This window comes from Pseudoalteromonas sp. 2CM41L, from assembly GCF_023161905.1.
In the GTDB taxonomy this organism is placed as follows: Bacteria; Pseudomonadota; Gammaproteobacteria; order Enterobacterales; family Alteromonadaceae; genus Pseudoalteromonas; species Pseudoalteromonas atlantica.
Window position 1 is genome coordinate 43,531 of the sequence record NZ_JALNTN010000017.1, and the last position, 22,809, is coordinate 66,339.

Below are 22,809 nucleotides of genomic sequence, written 5' to 3' on the forward strand. Positions count from 1 at the left end.
TAATGTGAGATGAATAGTGGTGGAATTGCTTGAGTGTTAACTAAGTAAAAGGTAATGAAAACGCCTTACTGCACAGTGTTTTCGATAAAAAATTGCGACTAATGTCGAGTAATAATGTATATCTAAAGCGCTGTAATCTAATTATAATGCGCCCACCTTGCCAGCCCTTGGCAACCCCCTGCGCTATTTATAAATTGATATAAATAGTGACATATTAAATGCTTACTTTATTGCGTTAATTACTGCAAAGCAGACAGTGATAACGTGCATACCTATTTGTGGAGATTTAATGAGTAACTTAAGCTTGAGAAATAAACTTTTATTACTGGCTATTTTACCGTTGAGCTTGTTATTAATTAGCTTAATGGCCAGCTCGTACTATTTAGAATCACAAAACCAGCAACAAAATTTTGAAACAATTAAATCTAAACTCATTAAAGACAAACACACGCTACTTGCCACTGAAGTGGAAATAGCAAGCAAGATGGTACGCCATCAGTTAGATAACGGATCAACACAAAGTGTTAAAAATGTTCTTAGGGAGCTTACTTTTGGTGACGACGGTTACTTTTTTATTTACGACACACGTGGCGTTAGCGTGTTCCATGCCCTGTTAGGAAGTGCTATTGAGGGGCAAAATAAAATAGGCATGACAGACCCAAATGGTAAAAAAATAATTGTTGGATTATTAGAGCAAGCACGTAAAGGTGGCGGGGCATTTAATTACCATTTTCAAAAGCCAAATACCAACGGGTTAGTAGAGAAAATAGGCTATGCCGTAATGATACCAGATACCGATTGGATGATTGGTACGGGTGCCTATATGGATGATATACAAACAGAGCTTGCAAATTATAAACAAACTATGCAATCGCATACTCGCGAAAAAATAACTACCTTGTTATTGATTGCCTTATTTTGGGTTGTGGTTAGCGTAGTGGGCGCACTTTTAGCGTCTAACGCTATGGTTAAACCTATCCAAATAATGGGCCAAAGCTTAGATGATATTGCTAAAGGTGAAGGCGACTTAACAAAACGCCTAGCTATACATACGCACGATGAAATAGGGCAGTTGGGCGAATCGTTTAATGTGTTTGTTAGCAAGCTGCAAAGCATTATAAGTAATGTGGCTGATGTTACTAATGATGTAAAAAACGCCTCAAGCGATATTAATTCGCAAACAAAACTGTTTGAAAATAAACTGCTTAATCATAACCACGAAACAGACCTAGTTGCCACAGCGATTACCGAAATGTCGGCCACCTCTCACGAAGTGGCTAAAAATACCACGCAAGTTGCTGAGTCTACTCATACGGCAACGCTAGAAGTGGCAAAAGCGCAAGAGTGCGTAGATATTTCACTAAGTGAAGTTTCTGACCTTATGGGCGAAATTAACCTAGCTGCTGATCAGGTAAACTCTTTAAGTGAGCAATCTAAAAAAATAGACAGTGTACTTAGTGTAATAGGTGGTATTGCCGAGCAAACTAATTTGCTTGCACTTAACGCCGCCATAGAAGCCGCACGTGCCGGCGAGCAAGGCCGGGGTTTTGCCGTGGTGGCTGATGAAGTAAGGAGCTTAGCGAGTCGTACACAACTTAGTACCCATGAAATTAGTGAAATGCTAAGTGAATTACATAACTTAGTGGGCGCCGCGGTAAATGCCATGCAGGCGAGCCAAGCAAGTTGTAATCGCTCAGTTGAGTCATCGCGCGATATATCGCAAAGTTTAGGTGCTGTTACTACGTCGGTTACCACGATTAACGACATGAGTACGCAAATTGCAACCGCTGCCACAGAGCAAAGCTCAGTGACAGAAGAGATAAACCGTAATGTGTTTGCCATTCAAGAAATTGTTAATGAACTAACCCAAGCAAGTAAGGCCACCTCTGAGGTTAGCCAGCATTTAGCAGGGCGCGGTGAAAACTTAGGACAGTTAATAGGGCAGTTTAAGGTTTAAAACGTCATTGCATAAACCACTACTAGCCGCAACTTATGTTGCGGCTTTTTATTTTAAATACAAAATGGTTTAGAGGCTGTTTGCTTTTTGAGGTTGAATTTTTAGCAACGTACTTTTATTTGGTAAAGCTGTGCTTATATTTTAAGGTTGCTGCACAGGCATAGGCGATAACGCAGTATTAACGCCAAACATTCCAGACCCTAGGTAGAACAAATTTTTATTTTTGAAAGTACGCTAACCCTAGGGAATTTTATTAATTATGTGTAGTCTATTACACGCATTTTGAATAAACAGAGTAACCCTTATATGCAACAAAGTATGCCTTCAGTACAAAACGCCGACCCCGAAACGCTCGTAGCAGAGCAAGACCTAGGCCGGTTGATATCGTTTTTACGTTCAAAAATTGCTACACACATTGATGCCCAACTCGATTGTATGGACTTAACCTCTGCGCAATATATTGTGGTGGTGCTATTAGCGCGTGGCTCAGTAAACACATTAGCTGGGCTGAGCGATCATATGGTGTATGATAAAGGCGCGATGAGCCGTTTGTTAAAGCGTTTAGAAGAAAAAGACTTAATTGAAAAAACACAATGTGAGTTTGATAAACGCTCTACACTTTTAAGTTTAAGTGATAAAGGCAAAGCGCTTTATCCGCAAATAATGCCCTTAGTAAATCAAGTGTACGAAAAAGCACTTAGCGGCTTTTCTGAAAATGAAAAACACAGCGTTATGGACTTACTAAACCGAGCAATAAACAACCTAGATACACCTTCTTAAATCTCTAAAAAAGATTATCAACATTTTAGCGATACTGTTTCAATAAAAACTTAGCCTGCTAAGTACTAGATCTAATTGTGCGGCAAATCCAACTTTGCTAATATAGTTGCCTAGGCAATTAAAGTTATCATCTTGTTAGGTTTGTTATGATTGAAAATAAGTTGTTATCACAATTACAGCAGCAGTTTCCTGAACATGTATTTATGCAACAGTATTTAAGTGTTGTTCATAAAGGGCGTTTTGCGAACGCAATTGTATACAGGTACAAAGATGATACGTTTGACTTAATAGTAAAAGACTTTAGTCAAAGCCCGTGGTTTATTCGTAAAACCTTTGCCAAGCTTTCTGTAAATCAAGAATTTAAAGGGTTGAGCCGCTTAGCACAGCTTGATGCAGTTGCTAATCGGTTTAGCCGTTTATCGCCGATAGCGGTGGCGTATGACTACATAGAAGGCACGCCGCTTAGAAGCTTAATACACCAGGGTGAGACGTTGCCTGTTGAATTTTTTATTGAGCTTGAACGCCAAGTTGCAAAAATGCACCGCCTAGGCATTGTGCATTTAGATTTACGTAATATGGGCAATATATTATGTGGTAGCGATGGCAGGCCTTATATCATTGATTTTCAGTCAACCATTAGCTTTTCGCGCTTTGCGCGTTGGTTGCAACGTTTTATGCGCGGCTCTGACATGTCGGGCGTATATAAAGCGTGGGATAAGCTAAGTAGTACACCTTTGCCGCGTGCTAAGCAACAGTATTTACAGCGTTTTAACCATGTTCGTAAACGCTGGATATTTAAAGGCTACCCAATACAACGTGCATATGCATGGGGTGCTGCAATGGTCACGCAGTTTGTGGACTCTGACCTAATACGTAACTTAACCGATAGATTTTAATTCCCCTTTTTCATTGTGTGACTTTGCCCATAACAGCTTAGCGTTATGGGCTTTTTTTGGTTAAAAATAAGGCCAATAATTTCTTTTTTAATTTTTAAAATAAACAGTAGTATCGCTGATGTTTTTGCCCCTACAATGCGCAAAAATAATGAGCGCAGTTTCAACCATCAAAGCTTAAAGCGTCTTAATAAGTTTAGGTTTTTTCTGCAATTTTTTATTGTTCAAGTAAACTATAAGCAATGTGCATTTTTAAATTTAAGGTTTCAAGATGATTGAGTATCCAGTCGACCAACTACCGCAGCTAATAAACGATTTATTACAATGCGAAACACACACGCAAAAAAGTCAGCTTTTAGCCGATGCACAGCTTAATTTATCTACTGAGCACCTATCGCTACTTTTTGAAGCCATCCCAAAAGAACAGCGTCTAGAAATTTGGCAGCTATTAGATAAAGACACGCAGCATGAAATATTCGTCACCCTGAGCGATGACAGCTGCTTATGGTTACTACAAACCTTAGATGATAGCGAGGCATACGCGCTATTAGATGAAGTGAATGTTGAAGAATTACTTGAGCTTGAAGAGGTTATTCCTGAGCGCTTTGTTGATTATGCTAAAAAGCAACTCGATGAAGCACAAACGAAACAATACGATCTTGCTCAGCAGTATCCGCCTGAGCAATTAGGTCACTGGGTTGGTTTCGACTTTCTAAAAATAACTGAAAAAGCAACAATTGCAGGCGTTAAAAAATTACTGCACAAAGGTTTGCCGCAATACAGCGAAGTTGTGTATTTAGTTAGCCGCCAAGGCAGCCTAATAGGTGAACTTGCAGTAAATGATTTAATAAAAGCCGATGAAGGCGATAACCTATTGGCGCTGGCAAACTATGATTTTTCATCATTGCATGCTGATGATGATTTATACGAAGCGGCAGAAGTGGTTATTCACAGTGAAAAAATGGCCATGCCGGTGGTTAATACCGATAATAAATTAGTCGGGCGTTTAACCATTAGCTCGGCATACGAACTACGCCAAGAAATTGCCGACGAAGCTGCGGCCAAAGCTGGTGGTTTACGCGAAGACGAAGACCTGTTTGCCAGTGTAAGAAAAAGTGCTAAAAACCGGGGAATTTGGCTGGGTATAAATTTAGCCACTGCGTTTTTAGCATCTTGGTTTATTGGCTTATTTGGCGCAACAATAGAGCAGGTTGTGGCACTGGCGGTACTTATGCCTGTGGTGGCCTCTATGGGCGGAATCGCCGGGAGTCAAACTTTAACGGTAATAGTGCGCGGTTTAGCGCTTGGCCAGGTAACCGACTCTAATCGCAATGCTCTTTTAAAAAAGGAGCTACGGGTGGGGGCGGTGAACGGCTTAGTGTGGGCATTAGTGATTGGCGCGCTCACCTTTGTTTGGTTTAGCGACATAATGCTAAGCATTACAATTACCGTTGCTATATTGCTTAACTTAGTTGCTGCGTCGTTAGCTGGGGTTGTTATACCGTCTATTTTAGACAAAATGAAAATAGATCCTGCGCTTTCTGGCTCGGTAATATTAACCACGGTTACCGATATAGTTGGGTTTGTGACCTTTTTAGGGTTAGGCAGTTTATTACTGCTTTAAGCTATAAAACAACAAAGCCGCATTAAGCGGCTTTGTTTTTTTATTAAGAAAGGTCGCGTTCTTTAATAGTAACCACCCGCTGCGGAAAGGGTATTTCTATTTCAGCGCTATTAATAGCTTTATAAACGCCTGCGTTAATAGCAAGTTTGGTTTCTATTATTTTGGTTGTAGGCACCCAATAGCGATAACTAATGGTTACGCCGCTATCGGCAAAGCGCTCTATGCCCACTTGAGAAATAGGGTTTTGAGCCACCTGATCATGAGCCTTTAATACTTCTTCAATAAGGCTAACAGCGGTATCAGCGCAGGCAGTATAGGCTATGTCTATTTCTCCTTTAACTAACGAGTAGCTAAACGAGTTGTGAATAATTTCACCCACTATGTGCTTGTTAGGAATAGTGATTTCTACTTTTTCTTCATCAATTAAAATGGTGTAACCCAGCTCAATTGTTTTTACTTGGCCGCTGACCCCTTTTACTTCAATGGTATCGCCTACCACAAAAGGGCGCGTGGCAATAATAGCAAGGCCTGCGCCGTAGTTTGAAAGCATCCCTTGTAAGGCCAAACCCGCACCCAGAGAAGCAGCACCTATAGCCGCTACAAAGGGGGTAACACTAATGCCTATTTTGCCAAGCGCTATCACTACAACCATCACAATAAGCAATACTTTTACCACGTTACTGACAAAGCTGGTAAGCGTGATATCGACATTGTGACGAGCCATCAATTTAGCGACTAAATTTGAGAGTTTTTTAGCAACCCACAAACCTAGTATAAGAATAAAAACGGCACCCACAATTTGCATGCTGTAGGTAACTAAATACTCAGTGAGCATGGTGTAGTATTTTTCAAATTGTTCTATTTCAGAACTGATCATAGTGGGCTCTTTATATTGCGTAATTATTTTTGCTAACTATAGCAAAGTGTTGACTAAAAAAGGATATAGCACGGGGACTATTATGGCGGTTAATAATGCGCTTAAAGCCATAGCAACCGAGGAAAACGCGCCTATTTTTGGGTGCTCGTCCAGTGCTGCTGCGGTGCCTATAGCATGGCACGCAGTTCCCATTGCTATTCCTTGAGCTTGCTGGTTATTAACACCTATCCACTTAATGAGCATTAACCCAAAGAGTGCACCTAGTAAGCCAATAAATATAACTAATGCTGCGGCAAGAGAGCTAATCCCCCCTAAAGACTCAGTAACTATTAACGAAATAGGCGTAGTTACACTTAATGCAGCTACGGAGGCGCTTAAATTGGCGGGTACATCAAACAAAATACTTAAAATAAAAGCCACCACAGTGGCGTTAATAATGCCTAAGCTACACGTGCTTACTATTAACAGTAGATTTTTTCTGACATGTATAAACTGCTGATACAAAGGTAAGGCCAGTGCCACTATAGCAGGCTCTAATAGCCAACTAAGTAGTTGGCTATGCGTGGAAAAATCAGCATAAGGTAATTTTAAATTAACAAGTACTAAGGCAATAATCGCAATACTTAAAAACACTGGGTTGGTGAGCGACTTTACTATGCTGTGCTGCCAGTGTTTATTAAACGCTCTTAATAGTAAAAACAGCAAAATAATAGCGGGAGTTGTTAAGTACCATAGCGTAAGGTGCAGCTCAGTCATTGTTATTTTTACCTTTAACATAGCCAACAACACTGCTTACCAGTAAAAGCGTACTGGCAGGGACGAGCAAAATAACCAAAACCAAATAGGGCCAATGCAGCTTAATAAGTGCAATGTGCTCGATAAATCCTACCCCCGCGGGTATAAAAAATATTGGCATAATATTTAAAATAGGGGAGGCCGAGGGTTTAATATGGTGCTCTTTCACTACACCTAACAGTAATAAACTCAGTAAAATAACCATGCCAAGGAGCGGTGCAGGGAAGCTGCCACCAATTAAGTGCATTATTAATTTAGCACACCCTAAGCACAGTAAAATAATTGCACTGCTAAGCAAGTACTTCATGATAATGGCTCATTAATATAGAAAGAAATTAACGTTAGCAAATACGCACTATTATTAAATGCTAATTTAGTCTTACCAGCGCTTTGAATTTGCATAGCTTATATCTGTTTTCCCTTTTGCTTTGGCAATTGCTTTTTTAGTATTAGGATTGAGTAACAAGCGAATTTGGCTAAACGTTTCTTTAGCTAAAATTTGTCGTTGGTTTGTTGTGTAGCTTTTTTGAGTAACGCGCTTTATCGCTGCCAGTGTATCGGGGGAGCGTTCACGTAATATATTTAACATGCGCTGCGTGGCCTGTTCGGTATTGTCTGTAAGCTCTGTGACTAACCCCAGCTCGTAGGCCGTGTGTGCACTAATAGGATCGGCGTGGCTTGCCAGCCACAGCGCTTGGTCGCGCTTTAATAAACCAGCAAGCACTACATTAGCGCCCATATCGGGGCATAACCCCCAACGCGCTTCCATAATGGCCAGTTTTGCGTGGGTATCAACAATTCTGTAGTCGGCGCCCAATGCTATTTGTAGCCCACCCCCTAAACAATTTCCATTTATTTGCGCAATCACAGGTACGCTTAACGATTGCCAGCCCAGTACCACTTTCTGCGCTAGGTTTTGATTGCCAGGTAGCCATTTTAGCAACAGCCTAACAATGTTTAATGGTGAGGCCATCACTGCAGCCACATCAAGCCCTGAGCAAAAATGCTCACCATCACCTTTTATCACTACGGCGCGAACACTTTTATCTTTTTTTATACGTTTAATAGTGCTGTTTAATTGCATGAACATATCAAAGCTAAGTGCATTTTGTTTTTCTGCGCGGCTTAAAATAACGTTAGCAATGCCTTGTTGTATTTCTAGTTTTATCATTGCGCTCTCCTATTGTTATGTGTTTGAGCTTATGATGTACGCCTTACTAAGTAAAGTAACGGTTTGTTTTATAATAAAAAATAAATTGAATTATTTTTAACTTTTTTAGTCAAAGCACTTTGAATCTTATTTAAGCTTAACCGCGCATGAGCTGGTAACAAAAAAGTCATTATTTTTAGCTGTTTTTTCTCAAAACACAGATGAGTTTTGATATTATGTGCGCACTTAAAATGCATTGAGGTTTTACCCATGTCAGGCCCACGTTTATATAGCGAAGAAGAAGTTACCCATCAAGCGTACGATATTTTTTTAGAGCTGGCGCCAAATAATCTTAGCGAACAAGATGTTGAAGACTTTAACGAATACCGAGAAGAACTTGGGTTTATTGAAGAGGGCGAGCCTGATGAGCAATGGCAAGACTTTGTAGCACTTGAAATAGAGCCGGAGTTATTTGTGCAAGTGCTAGTGGGGTTAGAGTTTGAAAACGAAGATGTGTTATTTGCAAAAATTTTAATTAGCCGTGATAAAGACGCGCCGTTTTGTCATATTTTGTGGAAAGAAACAGAGCACGCTGAGTAAGCAGTTTTGTTTGTATGTGCAAGAGAGTTTACCGTGCATAAGTATTTACTATTCGTGTTTTTAATAATGAGCAGCCGATGTTGGGCTGTTGATCCATTTGAAGACTTTCATGAATATGGACAACTCTCTGATGAAGAAATTCACGAGCTACATAAAGGCGAAATGCTCTATGGCGATACGGAATTTGGCTTGATTTTAAGTAAGGGTAATACTAACTCTACCAGCTTTAAGTTTAGAGGAAATTTATACCAGGACTTCGAAAATTGGCGTAACCAATTTAAATTAGACACCTTGTATAAACGAGATCAAAACGAAGATACAGGGCAAACCGATGTAACGGCAGACCGTATTTTTGTCTCTGCACAGGGTAACTACAAAGTGGGCGTTAAAAACTCTTCATTTTTTATTTACGGTGACTACGAAGAAGATAAATTTAGCGGCCTAGATTACAAAAGTACGGTGGCTACAGGCTATGGTGCCAGAGTTTACCAAGGTGTAAAAAATAAAGTAGATATTGATATTGGCCCAGGTTTATATCGCTCCGTCGCTGATGATGAGTCAGAGGTAAGCGAAGAAGATGAAAACAAAACCGGTTATTTAGTGCGTATTGCAATGCAGTGGGAGCGTTTGGTATCTAAGCGCACGCGCTTTAATCAAGATGTGAGTATTGAGCAGTCTTTGTCGGGGTTAAATTCGCGTTTGAAGTCAGAAACCGCTTTGATTAGCCAAGTTATAGGTGCGGTATCGTTAAAGTTTGCCTATATGTATCGTTATAATTCAAAACCTGAAGACGATAACCTTAAATACGACTCAGAATTAAGCGCCACGTTGGTGTACAGTTTTTAATAATAAAGAGAGCGTTATGTATCAGCATAAACAATATGCGGTGTTTATATTTTTTGTTTTAGCATGGATAGGCGGCTTTGTAGCCTTAGCCTGGAACTTAATGGGCGCCGATGTGCCATTAATGGTATTTGCCGGTGTATTGGTTTTAGTCGGTTTTTTGTTTCATGGTTTAACTGTAAAAGTTGACGAGCAAACAATTAGTTGGGCTTTTGGCCCTGGCGTTGCGGGGCAACGTTTAGCACTTGCGGACATAGTAGAGGCTAAAGCGGTGCAAAACTCTTACCGCCATGGTATTGGTATTCGTATTACGCATGATGGGTGGGTGTATTCTGTATCCGGGTTTAGTGCGCTACAGTTAACCTTAAAAGACGGTACTAAGTACCGAGTGGGGACAAACGATCAGCAAGGCTTATTACGTGCGCTTGAGGGTAAAATAACACCCAGTGAAACCCCTTTAGAGGAACCGGCGCCAATAAAAACCGCAACCTACAACAATATGTTATAAAAAAAGCGCCTTAGGCGCTTTTTTTATAAACGGCGGTATGATTAGTGATCGTGACCACAACCGCCTTCACCGTGCACGTGGCCGTGCGCAAGCTCTTCTTCGGTTGCTTCGCGCACCTCTAAAATTTCTACATCAAAATTAAGGGTAATACCCGAAAGCGGGTGGTTGCCATCAACTATAACGTCTTCATCTTGAATCTCGATAATCATCACAGATTGATCACCATCATCAGTTGACGCTCTAAATTGCATACCCACTTCAATCTCCATGCCATCAAACATCGACTTAGGCACCGCTTGCATTAGGTTATCGTGACGTTCGCCGTAGCCTTCTTCAGGTTCTACTTTTACATTTAATGTATCACCGGCTTGCTTGCCTTGGAGTGCATTTTCAAGCCCTGGGATTAAGTAGCCTGTGCCAATAATAAAAACCAGTGGCTCGCCATCAAAAGAGTTATCAATGGTATTGCCATCGTTATCCAGTACTGAATAATGCATTTTTACTACTGTGTTTGGTGCAACGATCATAGTCATTCCTATTTATTCATCTTCAAGAGAGTAAGGTAGAGGCAGAATGCTTAGCTCTACCTGAGGGGTGTGCTTTGCACGAAGTACGTGTGTACTTGGTGTATCGTTTGGCAGCACAACAAGGCCAAATAAGGTTTGGCTATTTTCGTTATAGCTTTGGGCAATTAGTTTACCAGCGCGGCGCCAGTTTTCGCCCACTTGGGTTTCAAGCTCTGGCTCTTCAAGTAGGCCATCGCTTTTACCTGTAACAATATACATAGCGCGTTTGTTTTTACCTAGGTACTTCATACGGGCAACCGTTTCTTGGCCGGTGTAACAGCCTTTTTTAAAACTAATGCCGTTAATAGCTTGAAGGTTTACCATTTGTGGTACGTATTCGCCAATGGCGTCACTATTTAATTGTGGCTCGCCCGCTTTTATAGCGGCTTCTTGCCATAGTGCGCAGTTATCTAATGTAGACACATCATCTGGCATACTAAATTGGCTATCAACCATTAGTAAAACGCGATTTGGCGCTAACTTAAGGGCTTTACCACTTGGGAAATCACAGGCCGTTTGGTCATCAGAAAAACGAATATCAAGTTTTTCTAGTACTGGGGTTAAATCGTCACTGATCAACCCGATTAATCTGTTCGTAGAAACATCAATATCGACTTTGGCAAACACAGCGTATTTTTTTAGCTCACTGAGCGACTTCTCTACCTCAGGCTGTGAACCTGCTAAGTAGTAGCTATCTTGGTGAGAAAATAATTTAAATACACCCCACAACTTGCCTTTGGCGCTGCAGTGACCAGCCCATAAATAATTGCTGTTAGATAGTTTATTGAGATCTTGAGTGATTTGTCCGTGAAGATAAGACAATTTATCCGCACCGGTTAGGCTAATAAGTTGGTGAGATAACGGACATGCATAAACGCTCGACATAAAAACCTTCTGTGCAATACAAATGAGTAGACATAATAACGCAGTTATAACCTAGGGTACAGCAACGAAGGCGGGCAGTTTTTTATTATTTGAACACAGATTAATAGCTGCTAATTAGGCGGGTATTTGTTAAACTCGGGACAATTAAGTATGAGGTTTAAAATGACTGAAATTCATAGTAAAGCACGTATACGCTGGGCTTGTCGCCGCGGCATGTTAGAGTTAGATGTTTTGTTTATGCCATTTGTAGAGCAGGCGTATGATTCGTTAAATGCACAGCAGCAGGCTGTATTTCAGCGTTTGCTAACCCAAGAAGACCCTGATTTATTTGCATGGTTTATGGGCCATGAAGAGTGTAAAGATGCTGAGCTTAATACCATGGTATCGCTAATTTTAGACCGAGTTCGTGTATAGGTTTACGGTAGTAAATAATAAAGCAGAACAGCGGCCTGTGGTGCTGTTTTTCTGCTTATTAAGTGTGGTATTAGGGCTTTATTTAAGCTCTTTTTTTAGCATTGTTGTTTGTATAACTGTAAATACAATTGCGTTTTGCTGGGTATGGCAAAAAATAGTGGCTATTCACCCTGAAAGTGGCGTTATTATTTTAGAGCCTAAGCAAATACGCTTCGAAAACGAAAATTTAAAGGTTCAGGGGCAAATAACCCCTAAAACAAAAATATTAAATACTACTGTTTGGTTACACATTAAAGGTTTTAATAAACGCCAATGGCTTATTATTTCAGCTAATGGCGTAAATAAGCAAAGCTACGCACGTTTAAAGCGCGCAGCATTGATTGCCATTAATGGCGAGGTGGAATCAAAATAGTGGGTGTTGGGTTTTCATTTTGCTCAGGATAGTCAATCGTATAGTGAAGGCCGCGGCTTTCTTTACGCTGCATTGCACTTCTAATTATCAGCTCGGCTACTTGCACTAAATTACGAAGCTCCAATAAGTTATTACTTACTCTAAAGTTTGCGTAATAATCATGTATTTCTTGTTGTAATAACTCAACACGGTGCAGTGCTCGTTCTAGGCGTTTAGTTGAGCGCACAATGCCTACATAATCCCACATAAATAACCGCAGTTCGTGCCAGTTATGGGTAATAACAATTTCTTCATCAGAATTACTGACTCGGCTTTCATCCCAGCTTGGCAGCGCAAGTGGTGCTGGCGCATGCTCAAGTTTACTTAAAATATCTTTAGCTGCAGCGTGAGCAAATACAATGCACTCTAATAATGAATTGCTCGCCATACGGTTAGCGCCGTGCAAACCTGTGTAGGCTACTTCGCCTACAGCGTATAAGTTATCTAAATCGGTTTTACCGTTAAAGTCGCTCATTACACCGCCACATGTATAATGCGCGGCAGGAACAACCGGGATGGCTTCTTTGGTTATATCAAGCCCTACACTTAAACACTTTGCGTAAATAGTAGGAAAGTGCTCAATGATAAAGTCTTTATTTTTGTGGCTAATATCTAGGTATACACAATTTGCACCTAAACGCTTCATTTCAAAGTCGATAGCACGGGCTACTATGTCGCGCGGTGCCAGCTCTTCTCTATCGTCAAAGTCTTTCATAAAGCGAGTGCCGTCGGGGCGCTTTAAATACGCTCCTTCACCGCGCATAGCTTCGGTAATTAAGAAGTTTTGTAGCTCAGGATGATAAAGGCTAGTGGGGTGAAATTGGTTAAATTCCATATTGGCTACCCTACAGCCTGCACGCCACGCCATGGCAATACCGTCACCGCTAGATACATCAGGGTTTGAAGTGTACAAATACACCTTGCTTGCCCCCCCTGTTGCGAGCGCTACAAATTTAGCGGAAATAGTTTCTACTTTTTTTGCTTTTTTATTCCACACGTACATGCCATGAATATGCGAACCCGGCTTACCTAAGCTTTTATCACTAATCAAATCGATGGCGTTGTATTGCTCGAGCAAGGTAATGTTTTTATGCGCTTTAACTTGGCTAATTAACGTGGTTTGTACGGCCTTACCAGTGGCATCGGCTGCATGTAAAATACGGCGATGGCTGTGTCCGCCTTCGCGGGTTAAATGAAAGCGCTCTTTTCCTTTGCTATCAAACTCAATGTCAAAAGGAACGCCTTGTTCAATGAGCCATTGTAAACACTGATGCGCATTACTTGCAGTATAATGCACAGCTTCTCGGTCACATAAACCACCGCCGGCATCAAGGGTATCTTCAACATGTGATTCTATGCTGTCGTTTTTTTTATCAAATACTGCGGCAATCCCGCCTTGTGCATACAGTGTAGAGCCTTCGGTGAGGGCACCTTTACTGATCACAGTAACATTACAATAGTTAGCTAAAGACAATGCAAGAGATAAGCCCGCCGCGCCGCTACCGATAATAGCGACATCAGCAATATGATGTTTATTTTGGTTCATGTCAGAGGTACTTTGCGGTTACAATGCTCAAATTAGAGCAATATTTGTTTTTAATAATGTAGTTGTATCATATTTGTCATATTACTACGTAGTGATTTTAATGGCTTAGCGCCGTTATTTACGACTATTTTATAAAAAAATAATATTAAGCAGAACTTTTTATTCATAAAGAGGTCAGAGTATTTGTGAACAATGGCGACACTATGAATAACCAGCAAGAATCAAACAGAGGAGTACCGGCTCGAATGAGCGAGCAGGAATTAGATTTAGCGCTTGTAAAAAGGGTCCAGCAAGGAGATAAAAACGCCTTCAACCTATTAGTAAAGAAGTATCAGAACAAAATTGCAGGGTTAATTTCACGTTATGTGTCTAACCAAGGCGATATTGCAGATGTAGCACAAGAGGCATTTATTAAGGCCTACCGTGCACTTCCAAACTTTAGAGGTGATAGTGCCTTTTATACGTGGTTATACCGTATTGCCGTTAATTGTGCTAAAAATTATTTAGTAGCTCAGGGCCGTAAACCGCCAGCAAACGATATAGACGCTGAAGATGCCGAGTTTTATGACGGTGCGGATTCGATGCGTTCAAACGCATCGCCTGAAAACTTACTGTTAAGCGACGAAGTACGCGCTGTTATTTTTAATACGATTGATAGTTTGCCTGAAGACCTTAAAACCGCGATTACCCTAAGAGAAATCGAAGGGATGAGCTATGAAGAAATAGCCGTGGTAATGGATTGCCCTGTTGGGACAGTACGTTCGCGTATTTTTAGAGCCCGAGAAGCAATAGATAATAAATTAAACCCATTAATAGGCGAGTCTTAGTATGACAAAAGCACACGTTAACAAGTTGGATAGCGAAACGTTATCAGCATTACTTGACGGCGAACAACACCTTGCAGAGGGTAAAATTTCTGATCAGGATGTTGCTACGTTTGGTCGATATGCGCTAATTGGTGATGCGATGCGTGCTCAAAAAAATAACAACGACATACACATCGATATAAGCGATAACATCGCCTTAGCACTTGAAAGTGAGCCTGTGTATGCCGATTTCACCCAATCTACAGCAAACAAAGCGCCTGATACCGAGCACAGTGAAGCGCAGCAAGACAACAAAGTAGTGGCGTTTAATTGGCGTAAGCCGGTTGCACAACTTGCTATTGCTGCAAGCGTAGCTATGTTTGCCATTGTTGGCGTAAATACCTTGCCACAAGGTGCGGGCGAGCAAGAAAGCGAAATTCCGCTTTTACAAACTACCCCATTAACAGGTATGGCATCACCGGTGAGTTATTCATCAGAACCTGCTCTTGAAAATGCTGAGCAGGGTTTACGCGAATTACAGCAACAACGCATTGGCGCGTTAGTTTTAGAGCATCAACGTCAAGCACGTGTTGCACACTCTTTGCAAACAGCGCAAAATAGTGACAAAGCGCAAGAGGAAAAAAACTAATTAAATGAAAGTAATCACTTTTGTTCTGTCGTTGGTATTAAGCTTTAATGTTTTTGCTAACGACACAAATCCCGCCAAAGATTTATTACTAAACATGGCGAACGCAGTGCATACCCGTAATTTTGACGCCTCTTTTGTGGTGGTAAAGGGTAAAGCCATGGAACCCTACCGTTGGGTTCATGCAAAGCAAGGTGAAACAGAGCTTGAGCATTTAAGTTTACTTAATGGCGCGGGCTTAGAAATGGTGAGAATTAACGACCAAGTAACCTACTTTGAACCGCAATCGCAGCCATATTCTATAAATACAGACTCCATTGCTGGGCCAATACCTGAAGTATTATTTAAAGATATTGAAGCGCTAAGCAGCCAATATGATTTTGTGCTAGGTGGTAAAGGCCGTATTGCAGGGCGAGCGGCGCAACTGGTGAGAATAGAATCAAAAGATGAATACAAATATAACTATTGGATTTGGCTTGATACAGAGTCATCGCTGTTATTAAAAGCCGCGTATGTTAACCACCAAGGTGAAGCATTAGAGCAGCTACAGTTAACCCATATTAGCGTAACAGAGCAACCAGCACCGATGATTTTAGAAGTGCTCAATCGTAATTTTCCAACGCCGTTACCAGGTAACGCACTGGAAGGTGAAAAAAGTAATGCCACAAACTGGCGCATTGGGTGGTTACCGAATGGCTTTAAATTACTAAAATCAGACCGCCATAAACTTGATTTAAATAACGAACTTACTGACTATTATTTATATTCTGACGGGTTTGTTGAAATTTCTGTTTTTGTACAGCGCCCCTTACCAGGTCGCCGCTTAAGCGGATCATTAACTTCTGGCGCAACGACAATTTATGTGCATAATGGCGGAAACTTTGATGTATCCGTTGTTGGTAATGTGCCAAGCCAAACCGCAAAGGCAATTGCTGAGTCAGTGACTCGCGCATTATAAACAATTCGTAAGGGTTGTTATGATTGAACAAACACTTACAGTGGTTGCCCTAGATGGCACCACTGCCCACTTAGAAGCCCAGCAAAAAAAAGCCTGCGAAGGGTGTAATGGTCGCTGTGGCTCGCAAGTCTTTGCCAAACTCTTTGGTAGCGATAAAAAAACCTTTCCATATCAATTTGATACTCCTGTAGAAGTGGGCCAAAAAGTAACGCTCTCATTAGATGATTCGCATCTAGTCAAACATGCTTTTGCTGTATACATGCTGCCTTTATTTTTAGGATTAACGCTTGCATTTATTAGTGCCGAATTACTACTTTTAGCGCAGGGATGGCAAATATTATTCGCCGCTTTGGGCGGTGTAGGTGGTTACTTTTTAGCTAAAAGCAAAGTAAAAACACTCAGGCATGATGTAAAAGTGATAAAAATTCATCCAATTAGCCTTCCTTTAACGCAAATAGATGGTGATTAAGGCCAATTAAATGTAAAATTGCCGTTTTATACCAGAGTAACTTGGAAATACAGGGTAAAAAGGCAATCAAAATTTGATTATCTAAAGCGCATTTAGCCACTTATATAGCACTTATACCCAATAAGTATTTTCAAGTCACTCAGGTGTTCGTACTTAGCCTATTAAAATAGAAGTTTAGAATCCAGTTTATGAAGCATATCCGTAATTTTTCGATCATCGCCCATATTGACCATGGTAAATCGACCCTTTCAGATCGTTTGATCCAGGTTTGTGGTGGCTTAACAGACCGCGAAATGCAAAAGCAAGTGTTAGATTCAATGGACATCGAGCGTGAGCGCGGTATTACCATTAAAGCGCAAAGTGTAACGCTTAACTACACAGCTAACGATGGCGAAACCTACCAACTTAACTTTATCGATACACCAGGGCACGTTGACTTTACTTATGAAGTTTCTCGCTCTTTAGCGGCATGTGAAGGTGCGCTTTTAGTTGTTGATGCCGGGCAAGGTGTTGAAGCACAAACGCTGGCAAACTGTTATACCGCCATTGAAATGGATTTAGAAGTAATCCCTGTTTTAAATAAAATAGATTTACCGCAAGCCGATCCGCTTCGTGTAGCAGAAGAAATTGAAGACATTATTGGTATTGATGCCCTAGACGCTGTGCAATGTAGTGCAAAAACAGGTGTTGGTATTGCTGAAGTACTTGAAATGATTGTAAAGGATATCCCACCACCGGTAGGTGAAAAAGATCAACCTTTGCAGGCGCTTATTATTGACTCGTGGTTTGACCCATACCAAGGTGTTGTATCACTAGTGCGTATTAAGCACGGTGAACTACGTGCCGGCGACAAAATAAAAATAATGTCGAACGAGCAAGTACATACAGCTGATCACGTGGGTATTTTTACCCCTAAACAAACCAACACGGGTATTTTACGTACCGGCGAAGTAGGGTTTGTTATTGCCGGTATTAAAGAAATACACGGCGCCCCAGTGGGCGATACGATTACGCATCAAAAAAATGCGGCACCAGTGCGTTTACCAGGCTTTCAAAAAATTAAGCCGCAAGTATATGCAGGTATGTTCCCAATTGCCTCTGATGATTATGAATCGTTCCGCGATGCGCTTAATAAACTAAGCTTAAATGATGCGTCGTTATTTTTTGAACCTGAAAATTCAACAGCACTGGGTTTTGGCTTCCGCTGTGGCTTTTTAGGTATGCTACACATGGAAATTATTCAAGAGCGTTTAGAGCGTGAATACGATATTGATTTAATTACCACGGCACCTACTGTAATCTACGAAGTAGTAACCAAAGAAGGTACGAGTCAAATTGATAACCCGTCTGACCTACCAGCGGTTAATGATATTGTTGAAATCCGCGAACCAGTAGTAGAGGCAAACATACTTGTACCGCAAGAGTTTTTAGGTAGCGTTATTACTCTGTGTGTAGAAAAGCGTGGTATGCAAACTAAAATGAGTTATCACGGCAAGCAAGTCGCTGTAACTTATGAACTACCTATGGCTGAAGTGGTTATGGACTTTTTTGATAAATTAAAGTCAACCAGTCGTGGTTTTGCATCGCTTGATTACAACTTTAAGCACTTTCAAACATCAGACATGGTACGTGTTGATATACTTATTAATGGTGAACGTGTTGATGCGCTCGCTATAATTGTTCACCGCGACAGTGCACAATCACGTGGCCGCCAACTTGCTGATGCGTTAAAAGAGCTTATTCCGCGTCAAATGTTTGATATTGCGATTCAAGCTGCAATAGGACAACATGTTATTGCGCGTACCACGGTTAAGCAATTACGTAAAAATGTAATCGCTAAGTGTTACGGTGGTGACGTAAGTCGTAAGAAAAAGCTACTGCAAAAGCAAAAAGATGGTAAAAAACGAATGAAGCAATTGGGTAACGTAGAAGTACCGCAAGAAGCGTTTCTAGCTATTTTGAAAGTTGGTAAATAAAAACAAAGGATTATAGATGGCTGGTTATTTCTCAGTTTTATTGGTGTTATTAACGTTAGGCTCAGGTTTAATATGGTTAATTGACCACCTAATGTATGCGCCAAAAAGGCAAGAGCGTTTGGCGCTTGCCCAAACATCTGCCGGTGGCCAGCTTGATGAAGAAACAGCGGCGTTAATTGCACCTGAGCCGGCAATTACAGAAACTGCAAAATCGATTTTTCCGATGATTGCAGCTATTACTATTTTTAGGTCGTTTATTTTTGAGCCTTTTCAAATACCGTCAGGTTCAATGATGCCAACCTTGTTGGTGGGCGACTTTATTTTAGTACAAAAGTACTCGTACGGGATTAAAGACCCAGTATGGCGTAGCCAGCTTGTAGATGTAGGCGAGCCTGAACGCGGCGATATTGTTGTTTTTAAATACCCGTTAGATGAGCGAGTAGATTATATAAAACGTGCTATTGGTTTACCGGGCGATAAAATTGTTTATCGTGATAAACGTTTATATATTCAACCTAATTGTAAAGAAGGCGAGACCCAGCAGGGTGACCTACTTTGTAATGAGTTTAATAAAATTGATTTTAAATTAATTAACGATAATGAGTTTAAACAAGGCCAAATGTCGCTTGCCCGAGTAAATGAAGATTTAACGACACTCAAGCACGACATTTTAATCAACCCACGCGCACCTGAACGTAAAGGGCGTTACTATCAGCAACCAGGTACTCCTTCGGATGAATGGACTGTACCAGCTGATCATTATTTTATGATGGGTGATAACCGCGACAACAGCCAAGATAGTCGCTTTTGGGGCTTTGTACCAAAAGAAAACTTGGTGGGTAAAGCTGTCTTTATATGGATGAGTTTTGAATTTGAGAATGGCCCAGATGATGTTTTACCAGGATGGGTTCCAACTGGTGTTCGTTTTGAACGCCTAGGTAATATTCAGTAACAATGAAAAAAAATGTAACAGAATTATATAAACGAATTGGCTACGAATTTGCTGATCAAGGTTTACTTGAACAGGCAATGACGCACCGCAGTCATAAAGGTCAGCACAACGAACGCTTAGAGTTTTTAGGCGATTCAATTTTGAGCTTTGTTATTGCCAATGCTTTGTACGACAAATTTCCAAAAGCGCGTGAAGGCGATTTAAGCCGTATGCGCTCTACGCTTGTGCGTGGCCAAACCCTTGCTGAATTTGGGCTAGAGTTTGGTTTAGGTGACTACTTGCGCCTTGGGCCGGGTGAGTTAAAAAGCGGTGGTTTTCGTCGTGAATCAACATTAGCTGATGCTGTAGAAGCCATTATAGGGGCTGTGTTTTTAGACTCAAACATAGACCGCTGTGGCGAGCTAATTTTAGCGTGGTACGAATCTCGACTTGATGCTATATCACCAGGGCTTAATCAAAAAGATCCTAAGACCCTGCTGCAAGAGTATCTACAAGCGCGTAAGTTATCTTTACCGGGCTACACCGTTGTTGATACCAAAGGTCAAGCGCACAATCAAACGTTCACGGTTGAATGTATAGTTGAAGGTATGGATAGCATTATTTCTGTTGGTAGCTCGCGCCGTAAAGCCGAACAAAAAGCTGCCGAAAAAGCATTGAAGATACTAAAAAATGAATCTTGATACCTTAATACAGCCTCATGAAGGTGATATTGATACGTTTTGTGGCATGGTTGCCATTGTTGGCCGCCCTAATGTAGGTAAATCAACATTGCTTAATGAAATCATTGAGCAAAAAGTAAGTATTACCTCGCGCAAGCCACAAACAACTCGCCATCGTATTATGGGTATTCATACAGAAGGGCAACACCAAGCTGTTTATATTGATACGCCGGGCTTACACGTTGAAGAAAAGCGCGCTATTAACCGCTTAATGAACCGTGCTGCATCGAGTTCAATTGGTGATGTAGAGCTTATTATTTTTGTTGTTGAGGGCACTCACTGGAATGCCGATGACGAAATGGTACTTAATAAAGTATCGCAAAGTGGTAAGCCCGTTTTACTTGTTATTAATAAAATAGACCAAGTAAAAGACCGCGATTTAGTATTACCGCATATGAAGATGCTTGGCGACAAATTTGATTTTGTGGGCATTATGCCGGTATCGGCAACGCAAGGTAAAAACGTTGATTTAATTAAAGCCGAAGTAACTAAACGCTTACCACCGTGCGAATTTTACTTTCCTGATGACTATGTAACCGACCGCTCAATGCGTTTTATGGCGGCAGAAGTTATTCGTGAAAAGCTAATGCGCTTTATGGGTGAAGAGCTGCCGTATTCTGTTACTGTAGAAATTGAGCAGTTTAAATGGCAAGAAAACGGTGTTTGGCATATCAACGGGTTAATTCTTGTTGAGCGTGAAACCCAAAAACGCATGGTAATAGGTAACAAAGGCGAAAAGCTTAAAGTGATTGGCCGTGAAGCCCGTAAAGACCTTGAAGAAATGCTCGATAACAAAGTGTTTTTAGAGCTTTGGGTTAAAGTTAAATCGGGTTGGGCAGATGATGAACGTGCCTTAAGAAGTTTAGGCTATGGCGAAGATTAACCAGCATTTAACCAACTAATATGGATAGCGACTTCTACACAGCGTACCTATTACATCGGCGTCCTTATAGCGACTCCCAAGTAATGCTCGATATGCTGGTAGAAGGCGTAGGCCAGCTTAGAATGCTAGCCAGAGTGAGTGGTCGCCAGGCCACTAAACACAAAGCACAATTACAGCCTTTTCAGGCACTGCTTGTTCATTACAGTGGCAAGTACGATTTAAAATACATTAATAAATTTGAGCTACATGGTAATCCTTTATATTTAACAAAGGATAAGCTTTACTGTGGCTTTTATTTAAATGAGCTGACTAACCGCATTGTGCCGGTAAACGAGCCACTTGAACAAGTGTTTGAGCTCTACAAAACTCACCTAGAGAACTTAAATAGCGATGTCGATTTACAATCGGTGCTGCGCTCATACGAATTTCAACTATTAGAGTTGTTGGGCTATGGCGTCGACTTTAGCTTTGATGCCAGTGGTGAGCCAATTGATGAAAGACAAACGTATAGTTACTTTCCTGAGTTGGGTTTTTTGATGCAACAAGATACGCGCTCAGGGTTTAGCGGCGCGCAGCTCAAAGCGATTGCTAATCATGATTTTAGCCAAAGCGATGTACTCTATATGGCAAAACAATTAAGCCGTTATTTACTAAAACCTTTACTGGGTAATAAACCATTAAAAAGCCGTGAATTATTTATGGCCTCTCAATAAACATATTTTACAGGTAACAAAATGAAAGACATTCTTTTAGGCGTAAACGTTGATCATATTGCAACGCTTCGCCAAGCGCGTGGTACATCATACCCAGACCCAGCACATGCAGCCAGTGTGGCAGAGCACGCCGGTGCAGATGGTATTACTATTCACTTGCGTGAAGACCGTCGCCATATTCAAGACCGCGATGTATACGTAATGGCTAAAACGATTCAAACGCGTATGAATCTTGAAACAGCGGTTACAGATGAAATGATTAATATTGCCCTTGAAGTAAAGCCTGAGTACGTATGTTTAGTACCTGAAAAACGTGAAGAGCTTACGACCGAAGGCGGCCTAGATGTGGCTGGTAATGTAGATAAAATTAAAGCGGCCACTAAAACACTAACTGATGCGGGTATTAAAGTGTCATTATTTATTGACGCCGATAAAGCACAGTTAGATGCAGCTAAAGCGTGTGGTGCACCGTATGTAGAAATTCATACCGGCGCGTATGCAGATGCCACTAATGATGAAGATTTAAACAAAGAGCTTGAGCACATACGAGAGGGTGTAAAATACGCGGCGAGCTTAGGCTTAATTGTAAATGCAGGGCATGGCCTTCATTATCATAACGTAAAACCAATTGCTGCAATGCCTGAAATTTATGAGCTTAACATTGGCCACGCTATTATTGCGCGCGCAGCTATTGATGGCCTTGAAAAAGCAGTACGCGACATGAAACGCCTCATGATTGAGGCAAGGTTATAAATTTAACCCTATGGTGGCACCATTTAATAGAAATACTTAATTAAG

Annotated in this window: 26 protein-coding genes; 19 read left to right on the top strand and 7 right to left on the bottom strand. The window is 41.0% G+C overall.

The features are described 5' to 3' along the window. Positions 1-289: 289 nt before the first annotated feature. The 4 genes from MTF64_RS16650 (at position 290) to MTF64_RS16665 (ending at position 5,254) form a co-directional block, all read left to right on the top strand. Positions 290-1,957 (top strand): methyl-accepting chemotaxis protein, encoded by a 1,668-nt coding sequence (locus MTF64_RS16650; protein ID WP_248452049.1) that lies wholly within the window; start codon positions 290-292, stop codon positions 1,955-1,957. Positions 1,958-2,263: 306 nt separating this feature from the next. Next, entirely contained in the window at positions 2,264-2,737 is a 474-nt protein-coding gene (locus tag MTF64_RS16655; RefSeq protein ID WP_052026274.1) for a MarR family transcriptional regulator, read from the top strand. Between the two features lie 146 nt (positions 2,738-2,883). Continuing rightward, complete coding sequence (locus MTF64_RS16660) at positions 2,884-3,633, top strand: serine/threonine protein kinase (RefSeq protein ID WP_248452051.1); 750 nt, start codon at positions 2,884-2,886, stop codon at positions 3,631-3,633. Positions 3,634-3,901: 268 nt separating this feature from the next. Then, a complete protein-coding gene (locus MTF64_RS16665) occupies positions 3,902-5,254 on the top strand; it encodes a magnesium transporter (RefSeq protein WP_024033089.1) in 1,353 nt (450 codons plus the stop codon). A 43-nt stretch (positions 5,255-5,297) separates the two neighbouring features. Here MTF64_RS16665 and MTF64_RS16670 read toward each other — a convergent pair whose 3' ends face one another. The 4 genes from MTF64_RS16670 to MTF64_RS16685 all read right to left on the bottom strand — a co-directional run bounded on the left by MTF64_RS16670 (position 5,298) and on the right by MTF64_RS16685 (position 8,097). After that, complete coding sequence (locus MTF64_RS16670; protein ID WP_029774567.1) at positions 5,298-6,131, bottom strand: mechanosensitive ion channel family protein; 834 nt, start codon at positions 6,129-6,131, stop codon at positions 5,298-5,300. A gap of 36 nt (positions 6,132-6,167) precedes the next feature. After that, positions 6,168-6,887, bottom strand: a complete 720-nt coding sequence (locus tag MTF64_RS16675; RefSeq protein ID WP_121637848.1) for an LrgB family protein — start codon at positions 6,885-6,887, stop codon at positions 6,168-6,170. After that, positions 6,880-7,233, bottom strand: coding sequence for a CidA/LrgA family protein (locus MTF64_RS16680; protein ID WP_004586211.1), 354 nt, complete (start codon positions 7,231-7,233; stop codon positions 6,880-6,882). The genes MTF64_RS16675 and MTF64_RS16680 overlap by 8 nt, the downstream gene beginning before the upstream one ends. Before the next feature lie 72 nt (positions 7,234-7,305). Then, the gene (locus MTF64_RS16685) at positions 7,306-8,097 is read right to left on the bottom strand and encodes a crotonase/enoyl-CoA hydratase family protein (RefSeq protein ID WP_248452052.1); all 792 of its coding nucleotides are present in this window, start codon (positions 8,095-8,097) and stop codon (positions 7,306-7,308) included. A 249-nt stretch (positions 8,098-8,346) separates the two neighbouring features. Between MTF64_RS16685 and MTF64_RS16690 the strand changes: the two genes are divergently transcribed. The 3 genes from MTF64_RS16690 to MTF64_RS16700 are packed head-to-tail and all read left to right on the top strand — an operon-like array spanning position 8,347 to position 10,027. Then, the gene (locus MTF64_RS16690; protein WP_004586214.1) at positions 8,347-8,676 is read left to right on the top strand and encodes an HI1450 family dsDNA-mimic protein; all 330 of its coding nucleotides are present in this window, start codon (positions 8,347-8,349) and stop codon (positions 8,674-8,676) included. Positions 8,677-8,709: 33 nt separating this feature from the next. Then, the gene (locus MTF64_RS16695; RefSeq protein WP_004586215.1) at positions 8,710-9,522 is read left to right on the top strand and encodes a DUF481 domain-containing protein; all 813 of its coding nucleotides are present in this window, start codon (positions 8,710-8,712) and stop codon (positions 9,520-9,522) included. Positions 9,523-9,538: 16 nt separating this feature from the next. After that, complete coding sequence (locus MTF64_RS16700) at positions 9,539-10,027, top strand: hypothetical protein (RefSeq protein WP_004586216.1); 489 nt, start codon at positions 9,539-9,541, stop codon at positions 10,025-10,027. Between the two features lie 41 nt (positions 10,028-10,068). Here MTF64_RS16700 and MTF64_RS16705 read toward each other — a convergent pair whose 3' ends face one another. Next, on the bottom strand, positions 10,069-10,554 hold the full coding sequence (locus MTF64_RS16705; RefSeq protein ID WP_004586217.1) for a peptidylprolyl isomerase: 486 nt from the start codon (positions 10,552-10,554) through the stop codon (positions 10,069-10,071). Positions 10,555-10,566: 12 nt separating this feature from the next. Beyond that, positions 10,567-11,478, bottom strand: coding sequence for a transcriptional regulator (locus tag MTF64_RS16710; protein WP_004586218.1), 912 nt, complete (start codon positions 11,476-11,478; stop codon positions 10,567-10,569). Positions 11,479-11,640: 162 nt separating this feature from the next. Between MTF64_RS16710 and MTF64_RS16715 the strand changes: the two genes are divergently transcribed. Then, a complete protein-coding gene (locus MTF64_RS16715; protein ID WP_004586219.1) occupies positions 11,641-11,892 on the top strand; it encodes a succinate dehydrogenase assembly factor 2 in 252 nt (83 codons plus the stop codon). Then, on the top strand, positions 11,885-12,304 hold the full coding sequence (locus tag MTF64_RS16720) for a hypothetical protein (RefSeq protein WP_096739219.1): 420 nt from the start codon (positions 11,885-11,887) through the stop codon (positions 12,302-12,304). Before MTF64_RS16715 ends, MTF64_RS16720 begins: the two co-directional genes overlap by 8 nt. On the opposite strand, the gene nadB is transcribed toward MTF64_RS16720, so the two are convergent. After that, the gene (gene nadB, locus MTF64_RS16725) at positions 12,279-13,889 is read right to left on the bottom strand and encodes an L-aspartate oxidase (RefSeq protein ID WP_248452053.1); all 1,611 of its coding nucleotides are present in this window, start codon (positions 13,887-13,889) and stop codon (positions 12,279-12,281) included. The two genes, MTF64_RS16720 and nadB, sit on opposite strands and share 26 nt — an antisense overlap. 245 nt (positions 13,890-14,134) lie before the next feature. Between nadB and rpoE the strand changes: the two genes are divergently transcribed. From rpoE to pdxJ, 10 genes are all read left to right on the top strand, one after another. Then, positions 14,135-14,716, top strand: coding sequence for an RNA polymerase sigma factor RpoE (gene rpoE, locus MTF64_RS16730; protein ID WP_004586222.1), 582 nt, complete (start codon positions 14,135-14,137; stop codon positions 14,714-14,716). 1 nt (position 14,717) lies between these two features. After that, positions 14,718-15,344 (top strand): RseA family anti-sigma factor, encoded by a 627-nt coding sequence (locus MTF64_RS16735; RefSeq protein ID WP_024033083.1) that lies wholly within the window; start codon positions 14,718-14,720, stop codon positions 15,342-15,344. Between the two features lie 4 nt (positions 15,345-15,348). Beyond that, positions 15,349-16,299 carry a MucB/RseB C-terminal domain-containing protein gene (locus tag MTF64_RS16740; protein ID WP_054982697.1) on the top strand — a complete coding sequence of 317 codons (951 nt, stop codon included), beginning with the start codon at positions 15,349-15,351 and terminating at the stop codon, positions 16,297-16,299. A gap of 19 nt (positions 16,300-16,318) precedes the next feature. Next, positions 16,319-16,768 (top strand): SoxR reducing system RseC family protein, encoded by a 450-nt coding sequence (locus MTF64_RS16745; protein ID WP_004586225.1) that lies wholly within the window; start codon positions 16,319-16,321, stop codon positions 16,766-16,768. Positions 16,769-16,956: 188 nt separating this feature from the next. Then, positions 16,957-18,744 carry a translation elongation factor 4 gene (gene lepA, locus MTF64_RS16750; protein WP_029771928.1) on the top strand — a complete coding sequence of 596 codons (1,788 nt, stop codon included), beginning with the start codon at positions 16,957-16,959 and terminating at the stop codon, positions 18,742-18,744. Positions 18,745-18,760: 16 nt separating this feature from the next. Further along, positions 18,761-19,696 (top strand): signal peptidase I, encoded by a 936-nt coding sequence (gene lepB / locus MTF64_RS16755; RefSeq protein ID WP_004586227.1) that lies wholly within the window; start codon positions 18,761-18,763, stop codon positions 19,694-19,696. A 2-nt stretch (positions 19,697-19,698) separates the two neighbouring features. Continuing rightward, positions 19,699-20,376: a ribonuclease III gene (gene rnc / locus MTF64_RS16760; RefSeq protein ID WP_004586228.1), complete on the top strand. Its 678-nt coding sequence runs from the start codon at positions 19,699-19,701 to the stop codon at positions 20,374-20,376. Next, complete coding sequence (gene era, locus MTF64_RS16765) at positions 20,366-21,298, top strand: GTPase Era (protein WP_004586229.1); 933 nt, start codon at positions 20,366-20,368, stop codon at positions 21,296-21,298. Before rnc ends, era begins: the two co-directional genes overlap by 11 nt. A gap of 20 nt (positions 21,299-21,318) precedes the next feature. Next, positions 21,319-22,011, top strand: coding sequence for a DNA repair protein RecO (gene recO, locus MTF64_RS16770; protein WP_024033080.1), 693 nt, complete (start codon positions 21,319-21,321; stop codon positions 22,009-22,011). Positions 22,012-22,032: 21 nt separating this feature from the next. After that, positions 22,033-22,764: a pyridoxine 5'-phosphate synthase gene (gene pdxJ, locus MTF64_RS16775; RefSeq protein WP_248452055.1), complete on the top strand. Its 732-nt coding sequence runs from the start codon at positions 22,033-22,035 to the stop codon at positions 22,762-22,764. Positions 22,765-22,809: the final 45 nt, after the last annotated feature.